Origin of the sequence: Serratia nevei, from assembly GCF_037948395.1 — a bacterium.
GTDB classification, from domain to species: Bacteria; Pseudomonadota; Gammaproteobacteria; order Enterobacterales; family Enterobacteriaceae; genus Serratia; species Serratia nevei.
In genome coordinates, this window is sequence record NZ_CP149940.1 from 1,467,090 (window position 1) to 1,490,305 (window position 23,216).

Consider the following 23,216-nt stretch of genomic DNA (forward strand, 5'->3'; position numbering starts at 1 on the left):
GGGCCGGGGCAAGGGGATTATTTCACCGTGCGAGCCGGTGCGTGGTGCACCATGGTGTAAGCGTAGTCGACGCCCATGCCGTACGCGCCGCTGTGTTCGCGCACCAGCGCCATCACCGCGTCGTAGGTATCTTTGCGCGCCCAGTCGCGCTGGTACTCCAGCAGCACCTGCTGCCAGGTCACCGGCACGGCGCCGGCCTGCACCATGCGGTCGATCGAACGCTCGTGCGCATCGACGGAGGTGCCGCCGGAGGTGTCGGTCACCACATACACTTCATAGCCGGCTTCCAGCGCCATCAGTGCCGGGAAGGTCAGACACACTTCGGTCCACAGCGCGGAGATCACCAGCTTTTTGCGGCCGGTGGCTTCCACGGCTTTAACGAAGGCCGCGTCTTCCCAGGAGTTCATCGAGGTGCGTTCAATCGGGGTGATTTCAGGGTGTACCGCCAGCAGTTCCGGCCAGATATAGCCGCTGAAGCTTTCGGTTTCTACCGAGGTGAAAAGGGTTGGCACGTTGAAAATCTTGCCCGCCTTCGCCAAGCCAACAACGTTGTTTTTCAGTTGCTGACGATCAATATTAGCCACGCCGAAGGCCATTTGCGGTTGATGATCGATAAAAATCAGTGCGGAGTTGTCTTTATCAAGCAGTTGAAACTTGGACATAATTTACCTTCCCAGTGATATTTCGGTTGAACATCTGATGAGTGTAACGCCGATAAAACGCATGGTAGGCAGAGGGCGATTTCAAAGATACCGCAGAATTTTTGCCGACTTGTTGAGTTTTTTTATACACGGGAGAAAGCATGAGATTAAACCTGGAAGCGCTGCTGATTTTGGACGCGCTGGACCGGCACGGATCTTTCGCCGCCGCGGCCGCCGCACTGTTTAAAACCCCTTCGGCACTTAGCTATATGGTGCAAAAGCTGGAGAACGATCTCGACATCACCCTGCTGGACCGCTCCGGCCATCGGGCGAAGTTCACCGATACCGGCAAGCTGATGCTGGAAAAAGGCCGGGTGTTGCTGCGGGCGGCGCAGGATCTGGAGCAGCAGGCGCGCTACGTGGAGAACGGCTGGGAAAGCGAGATCACGCTCGGGATCGACGCCTCATTCCCGTTCGCCCGCCTGTTGCCACTGATCGACGAGTTCTATCGGCAACATCATCATACCCGGCTGCGTTTCAGCCACGAGGTGCTGGCCGGCTCCTGGGAATCGCTGGTTTATGGCTGCGCCGACATTATCATCGGCGCCATCTGCGAGCCGCCGTCGCGGGTGGGCTATGCGTTCAGCCGGCTGGGGCAGCTGGATTACGTGTTCGCCGTCGCGCCGCAGCATCCGCTGGCGACGCTGCCGGAACCGTTGCCGAAGGACGAAATCCGTCAGCACCGGGCGGTGGTGGTGCGCGATACCTCGCGGGTCAATGCGCCGCAGAGCCTGAACCTGCTCGAAGAGCAGGATACGCTGACGGTCTTCGGCTTCGACGCCAAGCTGCAGGCGCAGTTGGCCGGGTTGGGCTGCGGCTATCTGCCGCGTTCTCTGGCGGAACCTTACCTGAACAGCGGCGAACTGGTGGCGAAACGCGTAGAATCTGAGCGCTGCAGCGACGTTGCCTATTTCGGCTGGCGGGAAAGCGCCAGCGGTCTGGCGGCCAAGTGGTGGCGCGAACGGCTGCAGCGTTACGCGGATGACGGCGAGGCTTACCCGGCGGCGCAGTGAGGGCCACGCGATAAGGATAAATCCCCCCAATAAGGACATAGGGAATGAAAAAGACACTAAGCCTGTTGGCGCTGTTGCTGCTGAGCGGCTGCGGCGCCGGGCGTCAGGCCGGCATCCCGTTGCCGGAGCCGCAGGCCGAGGCGCAGGCCACGGTGCCGCTCAGCTATCCGGTGCGGGTGCATAACGCGGTGAGCCGCGAGCTGCGTTTGCCTGAACGCGCGCGCGGCCAACGCTGCACCATCAGCATTCGGCTGCGGCCGGACGGCAAGCTGGCGAGCAGCAAGATCGTAAGAGGCGACGCGCCTCTGTGCTCAGCGGCGAGTGCGGCGGTGCAGCACGCGCAGTTTCCGCCGATGGCCACCGCCACCGAGTACGCGCTGTTCAACGCCGTGGTGCTCGATTTCGTTCCCTGAAGGGATGTGACCGACGGGCCGCCTGCGCGGCCCGTTTTTTCTCGTTTCGCCGTTTGCGTATTCACGCTTTTCCACCAATAGTGTTTTCCGGGCACGTCTCAAGACGAGGTTGCATTGGCTGGCCAACGGGAGAAAAAGGCATGAAAGGCGAACATCATTATCAGGTGGCGGTCACCTGGCAGGGGAATTTGGGCGCAGGTACCGAGGATTACCGCGCCTACGGGCGCGATCACCTGATCGGCGCCGCGGGCAAGGCAGACATCGCCGGCTCCGCCGATCCGGCCTTCCGCGGCGACGCAACGCGCTGGAACCCGGAAGATTTGCTGGTGGCTTCGCTCAGCGCCTGTCACAAATTATGGTATCTGCATCTGTGCGCCACCTCGGACATTTCCGTACTGGCCTATCAGGACAACGCCGTCGGGGTGATGCGTGAAGACGCGGCGCGCGGCGGCTTTTTCACCTCGGTGACGCTGCGGCCGCAGGTCACGGTGCGCGACGGCGACGATCTGCAACTGGCGCAACAGCTGCACGAGAAGGCGCATCACCTGTGCTTTATCGCCAACTCGGTGAATTTCCCGGTGGCCTGCGAACCGCAGGCCGCGTACGCAACCCGCTGAATTTTCACTTAGCTTTGCCATTTTCGTTATTTTGAACGCCGCTACGGCTCGCGGATACTGGGAGAAAATCTCTCACCGCGAGCCGCAGCATGTCCCATGCCCACTATTTGCACCCCGAACAGCGCGAACGAATCAGGCAGCTTTATCGGCGCCGCTATTGGCGAATGGAATTGCCCACCTGGGGGATCATGGCGGCGGTGTACGGCGGCTGGTTCGGCGTGGCGCTGGGATGGCAAACGCTGGGCCCGTGGCTTGGCGCGCCGCTGTTGATTCTCCTGACCACCTGGTACCTGTCGTTGCAACACGAGCTGATCCACGGCCATCCGACGCGCTGGCCGCGCGTCAATCAGCTGTTCGGCCTGTTGCCGCTGGCGGTGTGGTATCCCTATGGGCTGTATCGCGATTCGCATCTGCGCCACCACCGCAACGACCACCTGACCGATCCGCACGAAGATCCCGAAAGCTATTACTTCAGCGCCGCGCAGTGGCGGCGCTATCCCCGCCTGTTGCCGCTGCTGACCGCCGTGCGCAATACGCTGATCGGCCGGGTGCTCCTCGGCCCGGCGTTGGATATCGCCGCGACCCTGGCCGGGGCGGTGAAAGCGCTTGCCTCTGGGGAGTGGCGTACCTGGATGATGTGGGGAGTGCACCTGTCGCTGTTGGTGATATTGCTGAACTGGCTGCAGGCGCAGGGTATCGGTGCGGCGTTTTACCTGCTGGCCATCAGCTACCCGGCGCTGGCGCTGACCAAGGTAAGATCGTTTTTTGAGCATCGCGCCGTGGACGCACCGCAGGCACGTTCTATTATTAATGAGGCGGGCTGGCCGTGGCGGCTGCTGTTTCTCAATCTGAACTACCATTTAGTGCATCACGATCTGCCCGGCCTGCCCTGGTACGGTTTGCGCGAAGTCTATCTGGCGGAGCGTGAGGCGTATCAGCGGCGCAGCCAGGGATTTGTCGCGCAAGGCTACGGCGAGTGGCTGCGCGATTACGCCCTGACGCCGATCGACGTTGGCGTGCATCCGTTGCGCGCCGATGAACCGCAGGGAGAAGGCGATGCCCTGCCGACGGAAAAATTTATTGCGCGCTGGAAGCGTGTTTCTCAGGATTTTCCAACCTAACCGGCCCATGAGCCGGAAAACATATAACCAGAGGAAAAGTATGGCAATCACCTTATCACGCGGACGTTCCTTTGCCGTCGCGCTGGCCCTGCTGGCCACCGGCGGTCTGGCGCAGGCGGCCGACTCGGTGCGCGTCGGCTCCAAGATCGATACCGAAGGTTCGCTGCTCGGCAACCTCATCGTGCAGGTGCTGGAAGCCAACGGCATCAAGACCACCAACAAGCTGCAGCTCGGCACCACCAAGGTGCTGCGCGGCGCCATCACCTCCGGCGAGATCGACATCTATCCGGAATACACCGGCAACGGCGCGTTTTTCTTCTCCGATGAGAAAGATCCGGCGTGGAAGAACGCCCAGGCCGGCTTCGAGAAGGTGAAGCAGCTCGACTACGACAAAAACAAAATCGTCTGGCTGGACGCGGCGCCGGCCAACAACACCTGGACCATCGCCATTCGTCAGGACGTGGCGGAGGCCAACCATCTGAAGACGCTGTCGGATCTCGGCAAGTGGATCAACGGCGGCGGCAAGTTCAAGCTGGCGGCCTCGGCGGAATTTATCGAGCGGCCGGATGCGCTGCCGGCGTTCCAGAACGCCTACGGTTTCAAACTGAATCAGGATCAGCTGCTGTCCCTGGCCGGCGGTGACACGGCGGTGACCATCAAGGCGGCGGCGGAGCAGACCTCCGGCGTCAACGCGGCGATGGCCTACGGCACCGATGGCCCGGTGGCGGCGCTGGGGCTGCAGACGCTGGCGGACCCGAAAGGCGTACAGCCGATCTACGCACCGGCGCCGATCGTGCGCGAAGCGGCGCTGAAGGCGCACGCCAATCTGCCTGAGCTGCTCAAGCCGGTGTTCGCCTCTCTGGACGGGCCGACGCTGCAAAAACTCAACGCGCAGATCGCCGTGGAAGGCCAAGACGCCAAACAGGTGGCGGCCGCTTACCTGAAAGAGAAAGGGTTTGTTAAGGGATAATGCCGAGGTGCCCCCTCTGCCGTCGGGAGAGGGGGTAAACCGAGGGAGCCGGAGCGTTTCTTTGACTATTGCCGTAAAACATCGCGTCTTGTTGACGCTGTTCATGCTGTTGCTGCTGGCCGCTTTCGGTCTGCCGTTCCTCAGTTATGCCCCCAATCGTCTGTTGTCGGGCAAAAGCCTCTCCTTGTTCTCCCTGCTGCACGGCCCGGCGCTGTGGCTGCTGTTGCCGCTGGCGGCATTGGCGATCCTCAGCCTGTTGCCGCCGACGCGGGGGCGGGTGCTGCTGGCGGCGCTGGCCGCCTGCGGGGTGCTGACGCTGGCCTTCTGGATCAGCGGACAGGCCGCCGAACGCCTGGCGCAGGAGGGATCGCGCCTGGCGCGCACCTCCTGGGGCAGCGGATGCTGGCTGACGATGGCGCTGAGCCTGCTGATCGCCGCCGACGCCCTGGCGCGCCTCACCGCGTCGCACCTGTGGCGCATGCTGGGCAACGCGCTGGTGCTGGTGCCGCCGGCGCTGCTGCTGTTCGGGCATCAGCTCGATCAGCTGTCGCTGCTGAAGGAGTACCACAATCGCCAGGAGGTGTTTGACGCCGCGCTGCTGCAGCACCTGACGATTCTGCTGGCGACGATGGCGCCGGCGCTGGCGATCGGCGTGCCGCTCGGGGTGCTGTGTTTTCGCTCCGAACGCTGGCAGCGGCCGATTTTCTCCGCGCTGAACATTATCCAGACCGTGCCGTCCATCGCGCTGTTCGGCCTGCTGATCGCGCCATTGGCGGGGCTGGCGACGGCGGTGCCCTGGCTGGCGGAGCACGGCGTCAGCGGCATCGGCATGGCGCCGGCGATCGTGGCGCTGGTGCTGTACGCGCTGTTGCCGCTGGTGCGCAGCGTGGTGGCGGGGCTGCAAAGCGTGCCGGCCGGGGTGATCGAATCCGCCACCGGCATGGGGCTGACGCGCGGGCAGATCTTCCTGCGCGTGCAGCTGCCGTTGGCGCTGCCGCTGTTCCTGACCGGCGTGCGCATCCTGGCGGTGCAAACCGTCGGCATGGCGGTGGTGGCGGCGTTGATCGGTGCCGGCGGCTTTGGCGCCATCGTGTTCCAGGGGCTGCTCAGCAGCGCGCTGGATCTGGTTTTGCTGGGGGTGATCCCGGTGGTCATGATGGCGGTCATCGTCGATTCGCTGTTTAAATTTTGGGTTTCAATCCTGGACGTATCGCGCCGATGATTCACTTTGAGCAAGTCAGCAAAATTTTTCAGGGCAAGCCGGCGGTGGACGATCTCACGCTGCACATCGCCGAGGGCGAATTCACCGTGTTGATCGGCACCTCGGGTTCCGGCAAGTCCACGACGTTAAAAATGATCAATCGCCTGATCGAACACGATCGGGGCAAGATTCTCTTTGCCGGCGAAGAGATCCAGTCGTTCAAACCGCAGGATCTGCGGCGGCGCATGGGCTATGCGATCCAGTCGATCGGCCTGTTCCCGCACTGGACGGTGGAGGAGAACATCGCCACCGTGCCGCAGCTGCTGAAATGGCCGCGCGCGCGCATTCGCGATCGGGTGACCGAACTGCTGGAGCTGTTGCATCTGGAGCCGGATCTGTTTCGCCGCCGCTACCCGCATCAGCTGTCCGGCGGGCAGCAGCAGCGGGTGGGGGTAGCGCGCGCGCTGGCCGCCGATCCCGAGGTGTTGCTGATGGACGAACCGTTCGGCGCGCTGGATCCGGTCACCCGTGCGGCGCTGCAGGCGGAGATCGCGCGCATCCATCAGCTCTCCGGCCGCACCATCGTGCTGGTGACGCACGACATCGATGAAGCGCTGGGCTTGGCGGATCGCCTGGTGCTGCTCGATCAGGGGCGGGTGGTGCAACAGGGCACGCCGCTGGCGCTGCTGACCGCGCCGGCCAACGACTTCGTGCGGGATTTCTTCGGGCGCAGCGATCGCGGCATCAAGCTGCTGTCGCTGGGAACGGTGGCGGAGCGGGTGCGGCCCGGCGCCGCCGAGGGCGAACCGATCGCCGCCGCCATGAGCCTGCGCGAGGCGCTGTCGGTGTTTGTGGCGCGCGGCAGCGACTGCCTGCCGGTGGTGGATGAACGGGGCGAAGCGTTGGGGGTGTTGCACTTTAACGATCTGATCGCCGGGCAGGCGCTGTCATGAGCGGGCGCGTCTGGCGCCTGTTGCGCGATCCGCTGCCCTGGACGCTGGCGCTGCTGTTGGCGCTGGTGTTCGGCATGGATCATCTGCGCGGCCTGTTCGCCGCCTGGTTCCCCGATCTGGAGCGGCCCATTTATCAGCAGGACAGCTTTATCGCGCTGGTGGGGGCGCACCTGTCGCTGGTGGCGATCTCCAGTCTGATCGCGGTGGCTCTCGGCGTGGTGGCCGGCGTGGCCGTCACCCGGCGCAGCGGTCGGGAGTTTCGTTCGCTGGTGGAAACGGTGGTGGCGGTGGGGCAGACCTTCCCGCCGGTGGCGGTGCTGGCGGTAGCGGTGCCGGTGATGGGCTTCAGCGAACAGCCGGCGATCATTGCGCTGGTGCTGTACGGCCTGCTGCCGATCCTGCAGGGCACGCTGGCGGGCATCGAATCGGTGCCGCCCGCCACGCGCGAGATTGCCCGCGGCGTGGGGATGAGCGCCTGGCAAATTCTGTGGCGGGTCGAATTGCCGCTGGCGGCGCCGGTGATCGTCGCCGGGATCCGCACGTCGGTGATCATCAACATCGGCACGGCGGCCATCGCTTCCACCGTCGGCACCAAAACCCTCGGCTCGCCGATCATCATCGGTCTGAGCGGGTTTAACACCGCCTATGTGATCCAGGGCGCGGCGGTGGTGGCGTTGTTGGCTATTATCACCGATATGCTGTTCGAACGTTGGGTGCGTTATCTCACCGCCTGGCGTCAGCAGACGCTGGCGTCCACTCCGGCGGGGTAAGGGGGAAATGATGCAGGTGTCTCTACCGATGTACGGCGTTGGCCGGGAGCAGGCCGAATCTTTCTGGCAGGTATTGCGCGACAAGCTGCTGCGGCTGGGGCTGCCGGCGGCGCCGGAGCGGCTCAGCTGGCCGGACGATCTGGCGCAGCACTGGCGGCGCGACGATCTGCTGCTCAGCCAAACCTGCGGTTATCCGTTGGTCAGCACCCTGTCGCAGGTGCAGCTGATCGGCACCTACCATTACCGGGTTGAAGGGTGCGACGGGCCGAATTACCGCAGTTGGCTGGTGGTGCGTGCGGGCGATCCCGGCGAACGGCTGGCGGATTTTCGCGGCCGGACGGTGGCTTATAACAGCACCGATTCCCAGTCCGGCTACAACGGCCTGCGCGCGCTGATCGCGCCGTTGGCGCAGGATGGGAAATTCTTCGGTGCGGCGATGGCCTCCGGCGCGCATTATCAGTCGCTGAAGCTGATCCGCAGCGGGCAGGCGGATATCGCCGCCATCGATTCGATCAGCATGGAACTGCTGCGTCGCGCGCAGCCGCAGGCGTTGGAGGGGCTGAAAATCATCGGCCGCACGGCGGCGGTGCCCGGCCTGCCGCTGATCACCGCGGCGGGTACGCCGCCGGAACAGGTGGAAACCCTGCGTGCCGGCGCCCGGGCGATGCTGGATGAGGCGGTCAGCGACCGCCTGCTGATCGGCGATTTCAGCCTGGTGCCGCGTTCGGCCTACCAGATTATCACCGTGCTGGAACAGCAGGCCGCCGCGCAGGGCGTGACGGCGCTCTAGCCGCCGTTACAACAGGCCGCCGCCGTCGATGTCGATCACGCTGCCGGTCACGAAGCCGTTCTCCATCGCCAGCAGGTAACCCGCCGCGACGTCGGCCGCCTGGCCGACCCTGCCGACCGGCAGGCTGCCGCCAACCCGTTCGAACAGCGCCTGACGCTGCGCGGCGCTCATGCCGTCGTAGGCTTCGGTGGCGGTGATGCCGGGGCTGACCACGTTCACCCGCCGCGGCGCCAGCTCCTTCGCCAGCTGCTTGCCGGCCGCTTCCAGCGCGGCGTTGATGGCGGTTTTGATCAGCTGACCGCCGAGGTATTTACGCGACAGCTGGCCGGAAGTCAGGGTGATGGAGCCCTGTGGCGCCAGCGTCGGCAGCGCCGCCTGCACCGCGCGCAAACTGCCCCAAAATTTGACGTTGAAGTCGGCCTGCGCCCGTTCCAGGGTGGTCTCCGCCAGCGGCTTGGCCTCCACCAGCGGCCCGGCGGTGATCACCAAATGGTCGAAAGCGCCGACGGCGGCAAACAGCGCGTGCAGCGACGCTTCATCGGTCAGATCGGCCTGCATCAGGCGCAGCGCGTCGTTCTTCTCCCTGGCGTGGGGCAGGCGGCGCGAAGCCAGCACCACTTCAGCGCCGCGCGCCGCCGCCGCGTAGGCCACCGCGGCGCCAATGCCGCTGGTGCCGCCCAGGATCACCAGTTTTTGTCGTTTCAGTGGGGAATCGGGAATCGTCATGTTAAGGCCTCTTTTAGGGTAAGTTTCAACGGGATCTATCTTTCCTGATTGAAAATGACCTAACAATTGGCCTTGCTGACAAACACTTATTAATATCTTTTAAAGATCACGCAGCGCTAAAGCGGGCATTTAACTTCTGATCCACGATAATTTCGAAATCGGTAAACAGCGCTCGGGGCTTTACCGAGCGCCCCTGTTTTTCCAGTGCCACCAGGCCGTGCCCGCTCAGCGTTTTCAGCGTGGTTGACAGGTTGCTGACCTGCCGACCGGACAATTCGGCCAGCTGGCTGATGGTCTCGGGGCGGGCGGTGTCGATAAGACGCAGCAGGGCGATATTCTCGTTGCTGAGCACCTGGGCCAGCGCGATCATCGACGTGAACCAGACTTTGGGTTCACGTTCCTGCGGCTGGTATTCCCCTTTCGCGATCGCCAGTATGCGCTTGCGAATCAGTTCTTCGGGCATCACGCCAATCAGTGCTTTCATCATCAACCTCGGTTTTCTCTCTTGCGTATGACTTCGTCTATCCGGGTAAAAAAATCTTCCACCAACTGATAGGCGGAATGAAACTCGTAGGGTGAGCCTTTGTCCGTCGGGGATGTCATGTTGGTGATCGTAAACGACGCGGCCTGAAAATTTACCTTTGCGAGGGGTTTTAATGGCATGCGCGTTATCTATGCCAAAAACCCGGGTATTGTGATTATCATGCAAGGTCAAATTGTAATGGATGCCGTGAGGGATAAAGGCCGTTTGGGTCACCGTCCAAGCCTCGATTTTCCACCAATAGCCATCCTCACGATTGACCCGCGTGCCGTGCAGGCTAAGGATGTAGTCCAGTCCATTGTGTTCATCCATTGATCAAAGCTCCATTTATTATGATCTAATCATAACAATTGAGCGTTTTATCGTCAACCCGTTACGCCGTGAAACCGGCTCTCCAAGAAGGGAAACGCATGACCTCATTTGTCGATCTCGAGGTGTTTGTCCGCACGGTGGACGGCGGCAGTTTTTCCGCCGCGGCGCGCGCGCTGGATATAACGCCGGCGGCGGCCAGCATCGCGGTGAAAAGGCTGGAGCAGCAGCTGGGCGCGCGGCTGCTGGTGCGTTCCACCCGCAGCCTGCGGTTGACGGAGGAGGGCGCCCGCTATCTCGACAGCGCGCGCCTGGCGCTGGGCGCGTTGGCTGAAGGGGAGCAGGCGATCCGCGAAAAGCATCAGGGGCTGTCTGGGGTGCTGCAGATTTCAGCGCCGTCGGATTTCGGCCGTAATCTGCTGTTAGGCTGGCTGGACGAGTTCCGGCAACAGCATCCGCATATTCAGCTGCAGCTCCTGATCAACGATCGGCAGGCCGATCTGTTCCGCGAACCGGTGGACGTGGCGTTGCGTTTCGGGGCGCTGGCCGACTCTTCGCTGGTGGCGCTGCCTATTTTGCCGCAGCACCGGCGGCTGATTTGCGCCAGCCCGGATTATCTGCGGCGGCATGGCGTGCCGCAAACGCCGGCCGATCTGGCCCGGCACAGCATTCTGGTGTATCAGCCCAGCGGCAAACGGCAGGTGGAATGGCGGCTATGGCGCGGTGAGGAGCTGGTCGAAGTGCCGCTGAACGGCAGCTATTTTACCGATGACGGCGAGGTAGCGCGGCGCTGGGCGCTGGCCGGCCACGGGGTGGTGCGCAAGTCGGCGATCGACGTGGCGGCGGATATTCGCGCCGGGCGGCTGGTGCAACTGCTGCCGGAATGGCGCAGCGACGCGGTGCCGATCAATCTGGTCTGCCCGCATCGCTCGCAGGTGTCGGAACGCGTCAGGCAGCTGCAGCGCTTTTTACAGCAGCGCTGCCAGCGTTGGATGGACGATCACTTGGCCTGAAGGGTTTCGGTTTGCGCCGGCGTGGCGGCGGCATCCCCGGCAGGCGCGCTTTCTTCGTGCGGGGTAGTAGAACGGGTGTAGATGTTCAGCCCGGCGAGAAATACGCCGCCCAAAGAACCGAAGGCGCACAGGGCGATGACGATGACGAACGCTTTTTTCAGCATAGGAATAATTTCGCAGGTTGCTTGGAACAGCGGGAATTATAGCCCCTTCACCGGGTGAAACAAGAATCGTTTTTAACGGCGGCCCACAGACCGCCTTTTGCGATCGCTACCGTTCGCTGTCGATGGCCTGCACGCGGGCCGGGCGGGCGAACAGGTATTTCCCCAGCGTCACCAGCACCACCGCCGCCACGATGATCGCCAGCGCCAGCCACTCGCGCGGCGCCAGCGATTCGCCGGCAAAGCCGATGCCGAGCAGCACCGCCACCACCGGGTTGACGTAGGCGTAGCTGGTGGCGACCGCCGGGCGCACGTTCTTCAACAAAAACATATAGGCGCTGATCGCCAGCATCGAACCGAAGACGATCAGGTACCCCAGCGCCAGAAAGCCGCTGGTGCTCGGCATCTGAGTCAGGTGTTCGCCGCTCAGCTGGCTGGCGACCAATAACACCACGCCGGCGACCAGCATCTCCGCCGCGCCGGCCATCGGCCCGGCCGGCAGCGAGATGCGCGATCCCAATACCGAGCCGAAGGCCCAGCTGGCCGACGCCAGCAAAATGAGCAGCGCGCCGGTCGGGTTGCCCACCAGGTTGTTGCCGGTGTTGAGCAGCACGATGCCCACCAGCCCGAGCGCGATGCCGGCCCATTCCAGTTTGGTGTTGCGCATGCCCCACAGCAGGCTGAAGCAGAGGGTGAACAGCGGCACCGTCGCCACCATCACCGCGGCGATGCCGGACGGTACGTGTTGGTGCTCCGCTACCGTCACCAGGCCGTTGCCCACCGCCAGCAGCAGAATGCCGATGACGCCGGCGGCCAGCCACTGCTTCGGCGTCGGCAGCGCGTGGCCGCGCCAGGCCAGGAAGCTGAACAGCACGATGCCGGCGGTCAGAAAGCGAATGCCGGCCATCATCAGCGGCGGCCACTGCGCGACGCCGAGGCGAATGACGAAATAGGTGGAACCCCAAACGATATATAACGTGAACAACGCCCCGATCAACGGCAGGACGCTACGGCTTGGTTGGCTAAGCATAGGATTGTATTTTGCAGGGATGATTATTATTAGAACGCTCAGTAAACCCGATCGGGCAACCGATAAGCAATGGCCTTCGGCATTATTTTTCCCGGCCGCTGCCCGCCGTTCAGCTGTCCCGTCGTTTCCACTGCAGCCAGCTGACGGCCGGCAGATAAATCGACCAGCCGACGGCCAGCAGCAGCAGCATGAACTCCGGCGGCACGCCGGGCAGCAAGGCATCCAGCTTCCAGGATACGGCGTAGGCGAAGGGGCCGACGGCGGCGCCCAGCACCGCCAGCGGCCAGGGGGCCGCTCTGACCACGTCCAGCAGCCAATACCACCAGCAGCCGAAACCGATCCAAAGAGCGATGGCCCAGAGCGGCAGGCCGTGTTGCCCGCTGTAGTGCAGCACGCCGCTGTAGCTCCAAAGCCCATCCATGCCGATACCGCCCAAGGCGGCCAGGGCCGCGCCTTTACGGCGGGCGGCGGGGGTAAAAATCAGCGCCAGCGCCGCGCCGGCCAGCAGTATGCCGTTGAGCCGATCGCGAGTCAGCAGCGCCAGCAGCCAGCAGACGCCCAGTCCCAGCGTCGCCAGCCAGAATCCGGCATGCGGCTTCTTCATCGTTCAACTCCCGTGGGGTTACTCTGCCGCTAGCGCGCCAGGCGCCGACGGATTTCTCAGGGCGGGCGTGAAGCCCGCTGTTTGCCTGAATGTTCGTTAATTCAACCTTAGAAGGGAAGGTGCGGGGTGCACAAGCAGAATAATCTGTACCGGTTGAAAACGTGGGCAAAAACCGGTGTTACAGGAGCGAAATGCGGTAGGCGCAGCGCCGCGAGCCGGCCAGAATGTGTTCGGCGCGCTCTACCTGCGCCTGCAGCACTTCGGTGAAGATACTCAACTCCGCCCGGCAGAAGCCCTGGCAGACGGTGGCGGCGGCGCAGATCGGGCAGTGATTTTCCACCAGCAGATAGGTACCGTCCTCTTCCTGGCGCCATTCGGCCATATAGCCTTCGCGGCAGCGGATCTCGGTCAGGCGCGCCACGCGCTCCTGCAGATCGGCGGCGCCGATCATCGCCTGCTTGTAGTTGATGCGGTTTTCCTGCTCGCGGGTCTCGATCAGCACGTCGAGCGCCTGTTCGCCCAGCTTGTCGCGCACGGTGCGCAGCAGCTGCACCGTCAGATCCGCATGGGTGTCGGGAAAGCGTGCGTTGCCGGCCGAGGTCAAATGCCACAGCTGCACCGGGCGGCCCACGCCGCGCGTTTCCGCCACCGCTTCGACCAGCCCCTCTTTCGCCAGCTTGACGAACTGCTGGCGGGCCGCCTCACCGGTGGTGCCGAGCACCTTTCCTGCGTCAGAAGCTTGCTGCGGGCCGCGGGTTTTCAATAGCGTCAGCAAGCGGTCACTGACCGATTGTGCGGTGCTGCCGCTATTTTCCAAGTTTATTCTTGACATATTTCTCCGCCTCGCCCTAACTTATTCCAAGATAACTCTTGTTAAATTTAACGCAATCTCATGACCAACTCAATGCCATTCCTCTGAAAACAGGACGACAACCGTGATAACCCATGACGATAGCCGCTGGAGCGACCTCTTCTCCGGCAAAAATGCGGCCAGTGCGATCGCGCTTTCGCTCGGCGTAGCGCTGCATGCCATCAATATTCTGGTCGCCACCACCATTCTGCCCTCGGTAGTGCAGGATATCGGCGGGCTGGATCTCTACGCCTGGAACACCACGCTGTTCGTGGTGGCGTCGATCCTCGGCTCCGCGCTGTCGGCCCGCTTGCTCAGCGGCTACGGCGCGCGCAGCGCCTATCTGGTGGCTTCGCTGTTCTTCATCGCCGGGGCGGCGCTGTGTGCGCTGGCGCCGAGCATGCCGGTGATGCTGATCGGCCGCACGGTGCAGGGCTTCGGCGGCGGGCTGATCTTTGCGCTCTCCTACGCGATGATCAACCTGGTGTTCGAGCAGCGATTGTGGCCGCGCGCCATGGCGCTCATCTCGGCGATGTGGGGCATCGCCACCCTGGTGGGGCCGGCGGTGGGCGGCATTTTCGCCGAGCTGCACGCCTGGCGTTGGGCCTTCGGCATTCTGCTGCCGATCATGGCGCTGTACGCCGCGTTTACCTTCCTGATCCTGCCCAAGGGCAAAGCGCAGCAGGCGGCCGCGCCGTTGCCGGCCGCCCAGATGCTGCTGCTGACCGTGGCGGTGCTGGTGGTGTCCGCCGGCAGCCTGGCACACAGCGCCTGGATCAACCTGGCGGGCATCGCGCTCTCGCTGCTGCTGATGGCTTGGCTGCTGAAGCGTGAAGCGCACTCGAGGGCCCGTCTGTTACCGCACGGCGCACTGCGGCGCGGTTCATCGTTAGCGGCGCTCTACATCACGACCGCGTTGCTGGTGATCGGCATGACCAGCGAGATCTTCGTGCCGTATTTCCTGCAGCTGCTGCACGGCCAGTCGCCGCTGATCTCCGGCTATATCGCCGCTGCCATGGCCGCCGGCTGGACGCTGTCCGAGATCCTCAGCTCCGGCTGGCGCGGGGCGGGTATTCGCCGGGCGATCGTCAGCGGGCCGCTGTTTGTGCTGGTGGGGCTGCTGGCGCTGGCGATCCTGATGCCGGTGCCGTCCGGTGGCCACTGGCAGGCGCTGGCGCCGATCGTCATTGCGCTGTTGCTGGTGGGATTCGGCATCGGTTTCGGCTGGCCGCACCTGCTGACGCGCATTTTGCAGGTGGCGCCTGAGGCGGACAAAGACATCGCCGGCGCTTCCATTACCACGGTGCAGCTGTTCGCCACCGCGTTCGGGGCGGCGCTGGCCGGGATGACGGCCAATCTGGCGGGGCTGAACGATCCGGGCGGGGCGGTGGGCGCGGCGTCGGCGGCGCGTTGGCTGTTCCTGGCGTTCGCGCTGGCGCCGCTGCTGGCGGTGTTCAGCGCCTGGCGCTGCGCGGCGATCGCGCCGCCGGGCGCCGAGACGGGCAATTTTGTACAAACCCCGCCCTCGCGTGAGTGCTAGAATGGCGCTCATTCAGCGGAGGTAGGCAAGATGAAGGTGGAAGGCGCAGCGCGCAAAGCATCCCGGGAACAGGCCCATTTCATGCACGTCGACGATCTCGGCGGGCTGGAAGTGCTGCAGGCCACCTACCGCCGCCAAACCTTCTCGCGCCACAGCCATGAAGGCTTCTGCGTGGGCGTCATCGACGACGGCGCCCAGCGTTTCTACCGCACCGGTGGCGAACACGTGGCGCCGCTGGGCAGCATCATTCTGGTCAACGCCGACGACATCCACACCGGCAGCTCCGCCACCGAAGAGGGATGGTCGTATCAGGCGATGTACCCGACGCCGGAGCTGCTGGCGTTTTTGTCGCGCGATCTGAAAACCGGCGCTGGCGCGACGCCTTATTTCCCCAACCCGGTGGTGCACGACGTCGGCCTGGCCGGCCAGCTGCGGATGGCGTTCAGCCTGCTGCGCAGCGATGAGAACCGGCTGATGAAAGAGACCATGGTGTTCTCGGCGCTGACCTGGCTGATGCTGCGGCACGGTAAAAGCCGCATCGATCCCACGCCGCAGAGCCGGGCGCAAAGCCAGGTGGCGCGGGTGAAAGCCTTTCTCGACGATTTCCCCGAGGCGGACATTTCGCTGCTGGAGCTGGCGGAGCGAGTGGCGCTCAGCCCTTATTACCTGCTGCGGCAGTTTCAGCAGGCCACCGGTCTGCCGCCGCACGCCTATCAAATTCAGGCGCGGCTGCGTAAAGCGCGCGGCATGCTGAAGGCCGGCAGCAGCGTGCTGGACAGCGCGCTGAGCTGCGGTTTTCACGATCAAAGCCATTTCCACCGCCATTTTCGCAAGTCGATGGGCATCACGCCGGGCGACTACGTCAAATCGCTGAAATAGTCGGGCAATCGGGTGCAATACCCGTGTGCGCCTGCGCCGTAAGCTGGCTTCTTCAACCGAAGGAGAAGCCCATGACTGATTCAATCCCCCTCATCACGCCGCCGTCTGCTCGCCTGCGCCCTGCGCTGCAGGGTGGGGTGGCGATCTTGCCGCTGTGCCTGGCGGTGGTGCCGTGGGGCATACTGGCGGGCTCGATGGCCCTGCAAAACGGCCTGACGCCGGCGCAGGGGCTGGGCATGTCGGCCATCGTGTTCGCCGGGGCGGCGCAGCTGGTGGCGATGGGCATGATCAAGGGCGGCGCCGGGCTGCTGGCGATCCTGCTGTCGACCTTTTTCGTCACCGCCCAGCATTTTCTCTATGCGCTGCGGCTGCGGGAGCGCATTGCGCCGCTGCCGTTACGCTGGCGGCTGGCCCTGGGATTCTTGCTCACCGATGAACTGTTTGCGCTGACCGGCGAACAGGCGCCGGCGCGTTTCGACCGCTGGTATGCGCTGGGCGCCGGGCTGACCTTTTACCTGTGCTGGTTTCTCTCCACGCTGCTCGGCATCGTAGCCGCCGGCAGCGCCGGGGATCTGGACGGTTATGGGCTGGATTTTTCCATCGCCGCCACCTTTATCGCCATCGTGGTGCCGCTGGTGCGCAGCCTGCCGGTGTTGGCCTGCGTGCTGACCGCGCTGCTGCTTTCCATCGTGTTGCACCATTTCCAGACGCCGGGCGCATTGGTTATCGCCACCGTGGCGGCGATGCTGGTCGGGCTGCTGTGCAGCGGGGGGCGCCGATGATCTGGCTGACGATAGTCTTGATGGGGCTGGTGGTGTTCTTCAACCGTTACTGCTTTTTGGCGCCGGGATTGCCGCTGCGGTTATCGCCGCGCGTCAAAACCCTGCTGAGCTTTTCCGTGCCGGCGGTGCTGACGGCCATTTGCGGGCCGATTATCGCCTTCAGCGGCGACCAGCTGCGCGCCGCGCCGGATAACCCTTACCTGTGGGGGGCGGTGTTTGCGGTGATATTGGCGTTCTTTCTGCGCAACATGCTGGCGGTGGTGTTGCTGAGCCTGCTGATATTTATCGCGCTGCGCGGCATTTTTTAAAATTCGCTTGCCATATCTCTAATTTGAGATTATTTCTCTTATATGGGATTTTGCGGCGGAGTGTGAGCGATGGATAACGGTTTGGAGACGGCCGACCTGAAGTTGGCGCAGCGGTTGGCGGATTTGCGCCAGCAGCAGGGGTGGTCGCTGGAGGAGCTGGCGCAACGCACCGGCCTTAGCCGGGCGACGCTCTCGCGGGTGGAGCGCACCGAAACCAGCCCGACGGCGTCGCTGCTGAACCGGCTGTGCGCCGCCTACGGGTTGACCATGTCGCGCCTGCTGAGCGAAATCGAAGACGAACCGCCGGAGCTGCTGCGGCCGCCGCAACAGCCGGTATGGGTCGATCGCGCCAGCGGTTTTCACCGTCGCTCCGTTTCCCCGCCTGCCGCGCTGTATAAGGCCGAATTTATCGAAGCCCGGCTCGATGCCGGCGCGCAGATCGATTACGACCTGCCGTCGATTCCGGCGCTGGAGCATCACCTCTGGCTGCTGTCCGGGCAGCTGGAGCTGACGCTGGAAGGGCGCGTTTTCCGGCTGTCGCCCGGCGATTGTCTGCGCTACCGCCTGTTCGGCGCTTCCCGTTTCCATGTCCCCGGCGATGAGCCGGCCCATTACACGCTCGTTATCTGCAGGCCATAGCCATGATTGAATTACAACAGTGGGACGCCGACGCAGCGCACAACGCCATAGCCGACCTGGCCGAAATGCTGCACGCCAGCGTGGCGCACGGCGCCAGCATCGGTTTTGTCATGCCTTTTACGCTGGAACAGGCGCGGGCGTTTTGGCAGGGGTTGCTGCCGGCCCTGGCGCGGGGCGAGCGCGCGATGCTGGTGGCGCTCGCGAACGGGCGGCCGGTCGGCACCGTGCAGCTGCTGTTGGCGATGCCGGACAATGGCCGCCACCGGGCGGAAGTGGTCAAGCTGATGGTACACCCGCAGGCGCGGCGGCAGGGCGTCGCGCGGCTGTTGATGCAGGAAGTGCAGGCGCTGGCGGCGCGTCATCGCCGCAGCCTGTTGGTGCTGGATACCCTGAGCGGCAGCGCGGCGCAGGGGTTGTACTGCCAATTGGGGTTCGAAGCGGCAGGTGACATCCCACAATACGCCCGCGCCAGCGACGGCGGGGCGTTGGAAGCCACCTGCTATATGTACAAACTGCTGTGAGGCTTAGCGCCCGCGCCAGGCTTTGATCGCCTGTTGGCGCACCTGCAGCTTCTGCTGCGGCGTCAGCTTGTTGTAATCGCGGGCCAGCCCGCTTTCCCAATCGCCGTACATCGGGTTGGGCAGCACGATGAATTCGGTGCCGAACTTGCCCAGGTTCTCGCTGACGAACGCCCGGCGCTGCGCATTGTCCTTGTGGTAAGTCGCGGCGCCGAAGTCGTTCAGGTTGTCGCCCGCGTACACCACGATGTCATAGCCGGCTTGTTTGATGGCGTCGAATCGCGCCTGTTTATTGGAGGTGTCGGTGCTGAGCAGCACGGTCTTTTCCGACATGCCGGTGAAACCGAGCTTCTGCATGTTGGCCACCGTGGCGGCGTACTCGCTCTGCTTGCGGTTCGATACGTAGAACATCGTCCCCTGATGGGTGTTAACGTAACGGGCAAACGACACCGCGCCCGGCACCGCGCCGGCCTGTTCGGCCTGCGTCCATTGGGCCCAGGTGGCGCCGTCGTACGGCTGGCCCTGCTGCGCCTGCCAGCCGGAGTAGGCGCTGTTGTCCAGCATGGTTTCATCCAGATCGACCACCACCGCCTTTTTACGGCCCGGCGCGGCCTTGGCCTGATCGAAGGCGCGCTGCGCGCTGTTGAACGCCTGATGCGCCAGCGCCTGGTATTCGCCGGACTGTTGGAACCAGTTCACCGCCAGCACCGACTGATCCGCCAGCCGTTGCTGGGCCTGGGCGTCGGTGTGCGGCGGCTGCGCGCAACCGGCCAACGTCAGCAGCGCGACGCCGACCGCCGCGCCGAGGGTGAGTGTGCGTACCTGTTTTCCTGCCATCGTTATCTCTCTCTTTTTTATTGTGGGCTGTCCAGCAGCATATCCATCTCGAACTGGCGCAGGGGATCCTGCCGCCAGCCAAGATGCGTAAAGAAGGGGGCCGCCACCTCGGGCACAAAGACGTTGGCGGTCAGCGGCAAAGGGGCGAACTGCGCTTGCAGGGCGGCCAGCAAGGCGCGCGCATGCCCTTGGCCGCGGTGCCGCGGCGGCACATAGATCAGGCGCAGCCAGCAGTGCTCGGCGCCGGGCATCACCACGGCGTAGGCTTGGCGATTGAGCGTATAGGCTTGCGGTTTGCCCGGCAGCTTGAACAGCGATTCGGGGGCGATCAGCCAGGGCAGGTCGGTGGCGCCTTCCGCCGTCAGGCGATGGCTGACGGTCAGCGGATCGACCGCCTGCAGCGCCGCCGTGCCTGGCGGCGCTTCCGCCGGCGCCTGATGGCCGGTCAGGGTGCGCACGATGCGCAGCCCGGCGCGATGATACAGCGCCAGCGCGGCTTCGTTGCCTTCGATCACTTCCAGCGACAGCCGTCGGTCGCCGCGCTGGCGGGCATCCGCCACCAGCCGCTGCATCAGCGCCTTGCCCAGCCCCTGGCCGCGCATCTCCGGGCGCACGGAAAAGGCCGCAATCCGGCTGTGCCGGCCGCGGCGGGCGATCAGCGCCACCGCCACCGGTTCATGGCGGTGGGTGACGATCAGGCTGTCGTTCAGGCTGAGATCCTCAGCGCCGAAGCGGGCGGCGAAGGTCGGTCCGTCGAGCACGAAGCGCACGATGTAGTTTTCAAAACAGTGGTTGAGGATGTTTGCCAGTTCGTTGCTGCTGTAGCGCAGGGCGTTGTGGTAGTCGAAGCGTCCGTCGTTATGCATGGCTGATTCCGCTCGGGGGGAAAGCTATACATGTAGACCCGTTTGTTTTGCAAGGCAAGCGGGGGCATTCGTTGGCGGGAAAATAAAAACAAAAAAGCCGGACGCAGCCGCCCGGCGAAATAAAACTCTGGGTATCAAGTGACGCTAAAGTTTGCAGTGGTGGTTATTCATTCATCACATCAGAACTGGTAGGTCAGGGCGACGGCAATCACGTTGTCGTCTTTCAGACCCAGCTTGTTATTGCTGTCGAGCTGGTTGATTTTATAATCGACATAGGTCGACATGTTCTTGTTGAAATAGTAGTACGCGCCGACATCGATATATTTCACCAGGTCGGCATCGCCGATGCCTTCAATATCTTTGCCTTTCTGCTGAACGTAACCCAGCGATGGGCGCAGACCGAAATCGAACTGATATTGCGCAACCAATTCCAGGCCTTCCGCTTTATTGGCGAAGCCGCTGACGGAGGTGGAACGGTTATTGATGGTGGCGGTGCCGGAAATAGGCGCGATGTTGCGGCTTTCCGAGTAGGTGGCAGCCAGGTAGACATCGTTGTTGTCGTATTTCATACCGGCGGCCCAGATATCGGCCTTGTCGCCTTTGCCGAAGGTGCCCGCTTTCTGGCTGGCGGTACGGTTGGAAGAGGCATAGGCGGCGCCCACGCTCAGGCCGTCGATAATTTCATAGCTGGAGGAAAGGCCCCAACCGTCGCCGTTCGCCTTGCTGGCGGAGCGGCCGTCGTTTTCGTTCTTGCCCTGGTACTGCACGGCGAATTTCAGGCCGTCAACCAGACCGAAGAAGTTGTTATTACGGTAGGTGGCAACGCCGTTGGTGCGGCCGTTCATGAAGTTGTCGGTCTTGACGTAAGCATCGTCGCCGAATTCAGGCAGCATATCCGTCCAGGCGCCGACGTCGTAAATAATGCCGTAGTTGCGACCGTAATCGAAAGAGCCGAAGTCTTTATATTTCAGACCGGCGAAGCCCAGACGCGTTTTAGTGTCTTTAGTGCCGTCGGATTCAGAATGGTTGGCGGCGATCTGATATTCCCACTGGCCGTAACCGGTCAGCATGTCATTAATCTGGGTCGCGCCTTTAAAGCCGATACGGACGTAAGTTTTATCACCGTCGTTGCCGGCATCATCGGAGAAATAATGCAGGGCTTTCACACGACCGTAAAAATCGAGTTTGTTGCCGTCTTTATTGTAGATTTCTGCTGCCTGTGCCGCTTGCGCAAGTAAAAGTGCCGGAATAATAACGGCCAGAAGATTACGTTTCATGAGTTACCCTGCTTTATTCGATTGAAAGACGCTTATCATCAGTTGCATTGCTGTTTTACTTTGCCGCCTGATTGTTTGCGGCGGAGAATTTTTACCGTAGTAATGTGATCTATTTATGACAAAAAATTCATTTTCATGTCGAACGATTAAAAAAGTCGCGCAAAGGGTGAATTTTTTCTTCAGCCGATGGTCGGCGGCTGGTCTACAGTTACCGATACCTTGTTCCGCTGCGGGAGGAATCATGCACGATACTTATACTTTGTTCGGTACGCAGGGCTGCGGCTCGACGATCGTGGCCGCCGCGTTGGCGTTGACCGCTTTCCCCTGGGGCTATGAGGAAGTGGACTACACGCAGGACGGCCCGGAGCGCGATCGCCTGCTGGCGCTGAACCCGCTGGGTCAGGTGCCTACCTTGGTGTTGCCCAATGACGAAGTGATGACGGAGAGTGCGGCGATTATTCTGCTGCTGCACGATCGCGCACCGCATGCCGAGCTGGCGCCGCCCGGCGGTTCGCCGCTGTTGCCGCGTTTTCTGCGCTGGCTGCTGTTCATCAACGCGGAGATTTACCCCACCTTCACCTATGCCGACCATCCGCAGCGCTGGCAGCCGCAGGCGGCGGGGGCGGAACAGCTGAAAAACGCGGTAATGGCTTATCGCGAGCGTTTATTGCAGCAGCTGAACGCCGCCGCCGGCGCAGCGGGCCCGTGGTTTCTCGGCAAGAGCTTCAGCGCGTTGGATCTGTACGTGGCGGTGATGTGCCACTGGCGGCCGGGCCGCGCGTGGTTCCGGCAACACTGTCCGCGGCTGTACGCCATCGCTGAGCGGGTGGAACAGCGGCCGGAGCTGAATGCGCTGCTGAGCGCGCAGTTCGACGGCGTTGCCCCGCTGGAATCCTGAATCCTCCCCGCCGCCCGGCGGGGAACCTTCCCGTTTTTCTGAACCGAGACTGCCGAAAATCCCGATTTTCACTCGCTGCGGCGGCGGGTAGCGTAAGGCTATCCGCAACTGACAGGAGAGTGTGATGCCATCAGAATCCCAGGCCGGGCAACAGGCGTTCGGCGATATTGCCCCCAAGCTGGCGCAGCTCAGCGACCGAGTGTTGTTTGACGATATTTGGCAGCGGCCGGCGCTGAGCCCGCGCGAGCGCAGCCTGATTACCGTCGCCGCGCTGGTGGCGCTCAACCGCGTGGAACAGCTGCCGTTTCACCTGCAGCTGGCGCAGCGCAACGGCGTGACGCGTCAGCAGCTGGCCGAGCTCATCACCCATCTGGCGTTCTACGCCGGCTGGCCCGCGGCGGCGTCGGCCGTGGCGCGCCTGCGCGAGCTGGAACAGGAGGCCAATCATGCCGTTTAGCCGTATCGCCCTGCTTCAGGGCAAGTCCGCCGACTATCTGCAAACCCTGTCCGACAGCCTGCATCAGGCGCTGGTGGAGGCCTTTGAGGTGCCGCCGACGGATAAATTTCAGGTGATCGATCAATACCGCCCCGGTGAGCTTATCTACGATCGCGACTATCTCGGCGGGCCGCGCAGCGCGGATTTCGTGCTGTTTTATATCACCGCCGGGCGGCCGCGCGACACCGACACCAAGCGGCGTTTCTACGGGCGGCTGGCGGCGCTGCTGGCGGAAAACCTGCGGCTGCGCCCCGAGGATGTGATGGTGGTGATCACCACCACCCAGTTGGACGAGTGGTCGTTCAGCGCCGGGCGCGCCTCGATGATCGATCCGCAGACGTAACTCGGGCTGACGCCGCGGGCGGTCTGTGGGACAATAGCGCCATCATTTCG

29 protein-coding genes are annotated in these 23,216 nt (G+C 63.2%); 19 read left to right on the plus strand and 10 right to left on the minus strand.

Annotated features, from left to right (window positions below):
- Nucleotides 1-17 precede the first annotated feature (17 nt).
- Complete coding sequence (locus V8N38_RS06960; RefSeq protein ID WP_004939390.1) at nt 18-662, minus strand: hydrolase; 645 nt, start codon at nt 660-662, stop codon at nt 18-20.
- Nucleotides 663-802: 140 nt separating this feature from the next.
- Between V8N38_RS06960 and V8N38_RS06965 the strand changes: the two genes are divergently transcribed.
- The 9 genes from V8N38_RS06965 to V8N38_RS07005 all read left to right on the plus strand — a co-directional run bounded on the left by V8N38_RS06965 (nt 803) and on the right by V8N38_RS07005 (nt 8,549).
- Complete coding sequence (locus V8N38_RS06965; RefSeq protein WP_049200980.1) at nt 803-1,714, plus strand: LysR substrate-binding domain-containing protein; 912 nt, start codon at nt 803-805, stop codon at nt 1,712-1,714.
- A gap of 44 nt (nt 1,715-1,758) precedes the next feature.
- Nucleotides 1,759-2,127 (plus strand): cell envelope integrity TolA C-terminal domain-containing protein, encoded by a 369-nt coding sequence (locus tag V8N38_RS06970; RefSeq protein ID WP_100396113.1) that lies wholly within the window; start codon nt 1,759-1,761, stop codon nt 2,125-2,127.
- Nucleotides 2,128-2,267: 140 nt separating this feature from the next.
- Nucleotides 2,268-2,744: an OsmC family protein gene (locus tag V8N38_RS06975; RefSeq protein ID WP_147839575.1), complete on the plus strand. Its 477-nt coding sequence runs from the start codon at nt 2,268-2,270 to the stop codon at nt 2,742-2,744.
- Between the two features lie 89 nt (nt 2,745-2,833).
- Nucleotides 2,834-3,865 carry a fatty acid desaturase gene (locus V8N38_RS06980; RefSeq protein WP_084826597.1) on the plus strand — a complete coding sequence of 344 codons (1,032 nt, stop codon included), beginning with the start codon at nt 2,834-2,836 and terminating at the stop codon, nt 3,863-3,865.
- A gap of 40 nt (nt 3,866-3,905) precedes the next feature.
- Nucleotides 3,906-4,835, plus strand: coding sequence for an ABC transporter substrate-binding protein (locus V8N38_RS06985; RefSeq protein ID WP_047728273.1), 930 nt, complete (start codon nt 3,906-3,908; stop codon nt 4,833-4,835).
- Between the two features lie 61 nt (nt 4,836-4,896).
- Entirely contained in the window at nt 4,897-6,057 is a 1,161-nt protein-coding gene (locus V8N38_RS06990; protein WP_147839574.1) for an ABC transporter permease, read from the plus strand.
- Nucleotides 6,054-6,989 (plus strand): ABC transporter ATP-binding protein, encoded by a 936-nt coding sequence (locus tag V8N38_RS06995; RefSeq protein WP_033637623.1) that lies wholly within the window; start codon nt 6,054-6,056, stop codon nt 6,987-6,989. Before V8N38_RS06990 ends, V8N38_RS06995 begins: the two co-directional genes overlap by 4 nt.
- A complete protein-coding gene (locus tag V8N38_RS07000) occupies nt 6,986-7,759 on the plus strand; it encodes an ABC transporter permease (RefSeq protein WP_147839573.1) in 774 nt (257 codons plus the stop codon). Before V8N38_RS06995 ends, V8N38_RS07000 begins: the two co-directional genes overlap by 4 nt.
- 28 nt (nt 7,760-7,787) lie before the next feature.
- Entirely contained in the window at nt 7,788-8,549 is a 762-nt protein-coding gene (locus V8N38_RS07005; protein WP_147839638.1) for a phosphate/phosphite/phosphonate ABC transporter substrate-binding protein, read from the plus strand.
- Between the two features lie 6 nt (nt 8,550-8,555).
- On the opposite strand, the gene V8N38_RS07010 is transcribed toward V8N38_RS07005, so the two are convergent.
- Together V8N38_RS07010 and V8N38_RS07015 are read right to left on the minus strand one after the other, a co-directional pair.
- On the minus strand, nt 8,556-9,275 hold the full coding sequence (locus V8N38_RS07010; protein ID WP_147839572.1) for an SDR family oxidoreductase: 720 nt from the start codon (nt 9,273-9,275) through the stop codon (nt 8,556-8,558).
- A 106-nt stretch (nt 9,276-9,381) separates the two neighbouring features.
- Nucleotides 9,382-10,128, minus strand: coding sequence for a hypothetical protein (locus V8N38_RS07015; RefSeq protein ID WP_244951296.1), 747 nt, complete (start codon nt 10,126-10,128; stop codon nt 9,382-9,384).
- A 98-nt stretch (nt 10,129-10,226) separates the two neighbouring features.
- On the opposite strand from V8N38_RS07015, the gene V8N38_RS07020 reads away from it, so the two are divergent.
- Complete coding sequence (locus V8N38_RS07020) at nt 10,227-11,138, plus strand: LysR family transcriptional regulator (RefSeq protein WP_141958466.1); 912 nt, start codon at nt 10,227-10,229, stop codon at nt 11,136-11,138.
- On the opposite strand, the gene V8N38_RS07025 is transcribed toward V8N38_RS07020, so the two are convergent.
- From V8N38_RS07025 to V8N38_RS07040, 4 genes are all read right to left on the minus strand, one after another.
- Nucleotides 11,126-11,302, minus strand: coding sequence for a hypothetical protein (locus V8N38_RS07025; protein WP_016928550.1), 177 nt, complete (start codon nt 11,300-11,302; stop codon nt 11,126-11,128). The genes V8N38_RS07020 and V8N38_RS07025 overlap by 13 nt on opposite strands.
- Nucleotides 11,303-11,408: 106 nt before the next feature.
- The gene (yedA, locus tag V8N38_RS07030) at nt 11,409-12,329 is read right to left on the minus strand and encodes a drug/metabolite exporter YedA (RefSeq protein WP_070914023.1); all 921 of its coding nucleotides are present in this window, start codon (nt 12,327-12,329) and stop codon (nt 11,409-11,411) included.
- A gap of 109 nt (nt 12,330-12,438) precedes the next feature.
- Nucleotides 12,439-12,933, minus strand: a complete 495-nt coding sequence (locus tag V8N38_RS07035) for a DUF2878 domain-containing protein (RefSeq protein ID WP_049200960.1) — start codon at nt 12,931-12,933, stop codon at nt 12,439-12,441.
- Between the two features lie 178 nt (nt 12,934-13,111).
- The gene (locus V8N38_RS07040) at nt 13,112-13,765 is read right to left on the minus strand and encodes a helix-turn-helix transcriptional regulator (RefSeq protein WP_060421189.1); all 654 of its coding nucleotides are present in this window, start codon (nt 13,763-13,765) and stop codon (nt 13,112-13,114) included.
- A 103-nt stretch (nt 13,766-13,868) separates the two neighbouring features.
- Here V8N38_RS07040 and V8N38_RS07045 point away from each other — a divergent pair, with 103 nt between their 5' ends.
- The 6 genes from V8N38_RS07045 (at nt 13,869) to V8N38_RS07070 (ending at nt 18,452) form a co-directional block, all read left to right on the plus strand.
- The gene (locus V8N38_RS07045) at nt 13,869-15,323 is read left to right on the plus strand and encodes an MFS transporter (RefSeq protein ID WP_147839571.1); all 1,455 of its coding nucleotides are present in this window, start codon (nt 13,869-13,871) and stop codon (nt 15,321-15,323) included.
- 30 nt (nt 15,324-15,353) lie between these two features.
- Nucleotides 15,354-16,202 (plus strand): AraC family transcriptional regulator, encoded by an 849-nt coding sequence (locus V8N38_RS07050; protein ID WP_049200955.1) that lies wholly within the window; start codon nt 15,354-15,356, stop codon nt 16,200-16,202.
- Nucleotides 16,203-16,273: 71 nt separating this feature from the next.
- The gene (locus V8N38_RS07055) at nt 16,274-16,984 is read left to right on the plus strand and encodes an AzlC family ABC transporter permease (RefSeq protein WP_064290268.1); all 711 of its coding nucleotides are present in this window, start codon (nt 16,274-16,276) and stop codon (nt 16,982-16,984) included.
- Complete coding sequence (locus V8N38_RS07060; RefSeq protein WP_049200952.1) at nt 16,981-17,292, plus strand: AzlD domain-containing protein; 312 nt, start codon at nt 16,981-16,983, stop codon at nt 17,290-17,292. Before V8N38_RS07055 ends, V8N38_RS07060 begins: the two co-directional genes overlap by 4 nt.
- 69 nt (nt 17,293-17,361) lie before the next feature.
- Complete coding sequence (locus V8N38_RS07065; protein WP_049200951.1) at nt 17,362-17,931, plus strand: helix-turn-helix domain-containing protein; 570 nt, start codon at nt 17,362-17,364, stop codon at nt 17,929-17,931.
- 2 nt (nt 17,932-17,933) lie between these two features.
- Complete coding sequence (locus V8N38_RS07070) at nt 17,934-18,452, plus strand: GNAT family N-acetyltransferase (RefSeq protein ID WP_060440418.1); 519 nt, start codon at nt 17,934-17,936, stop codon at nt 18,450-18,452.
- A 3-nt stretch (nt 18,453-18,455) separates the two neighbouring features.
- On the opposite strand, the gene V8N38_RS07075 is transcribed toward V8N38_RS07070, so the two are convergent.
- The 3 genes from V8N38_RS07075 to ompC form a co-directional block, all read right to left on the minus strand.
- Nucleotides 18,456-19,286, minus strand: coding sequence for a 5'-nucleotidase, lipoprotein e(P4) family (locus V8N38_RS07075; protein ID WP_147839570.1), 831 nt, complete (start codon nt 19,284-19,286; stop codon nt 18,456-18,458).
- A gap of 17 nt (nt 19,287-19,303) precedes the next feature.
- Nucleotides 19,304-20,152, minus strand: a complete 849-nt coding sequence (locus V8N38_RS07080) for a GNAT family N-acetyltransferase (protein WP_147839569.1) — start codon at nt 20,150-20,152, stop codon at nt 19,304-19,306.
- A 179-nt stretch (nt 20,153-20,331) separates the two neighbouring features.
- Nucleotides 20,332-21,429, minus strand: coding sequence for a porin OmpC (gene ompC, locus V8N38_RS07085; RefSeq protein WP_038880563.1), 1,098 nt, complete (start codon nt 21,427-21,429; stop codon nt 20,332-20,334).
- Between the two features lie 241 nt (nt 21,430-21,670).
- On the opposite strand from ompC, the gene V8N38_RS07090 reads away from it, so the two are divergent.
- The 3 genes from V8N38_RS07090 to V8N38_RS07100 all read left to right on the plus strand — a co-directional run bounded on the left by V8N38_RS07090 (nt 21,671) and on the right by V8N38_RS07100 (nt 23,166).
- Nucleotides 21,671-22,327: a glutathione S-transferase family protein gene (locus tag V8N38_RS07090; RefSeq protein ID WP_038880560.1), complete on the plus strand. Its 657-nt coding sequence runs from the start codon at nt 21,671-21,673 to the stop codon at nt 22,325-22,327.
- Nucleotides 22,328-22,451: 124 nt separating this feature from the next.
- Nucleotides 22,452-22,784 (plus strand): carboxymuconolactone decarboxylase family protein, encoded by a 333-nt coding sequence (locus V8N38_RS07095; protein WP_049200944.1) that lies wholly within the window; start codon nt 22,452-22,454, stop codon nt 22,782-22,784.
- Nucleotides 22,774-23,166 carry a tautomerase family protein gene (locus tag V8N38_RS07100; RefSeq protein ID WP_084826590.1) on the plus strand — a complete coding sequence of 131 codons (393 nt, stop codon included), beginning with the start codon at nt 22,774-22,776 and terminating at the stop codon, nt 23,164-23,166. Before V8N38_RS07095 ends, V8N38_RS07100 begins: the two co-directional genes overlap by 11 nt.
- The last annotated feature ends 50 nt before the right edge of the window (nt 23,167-23,216 follow it).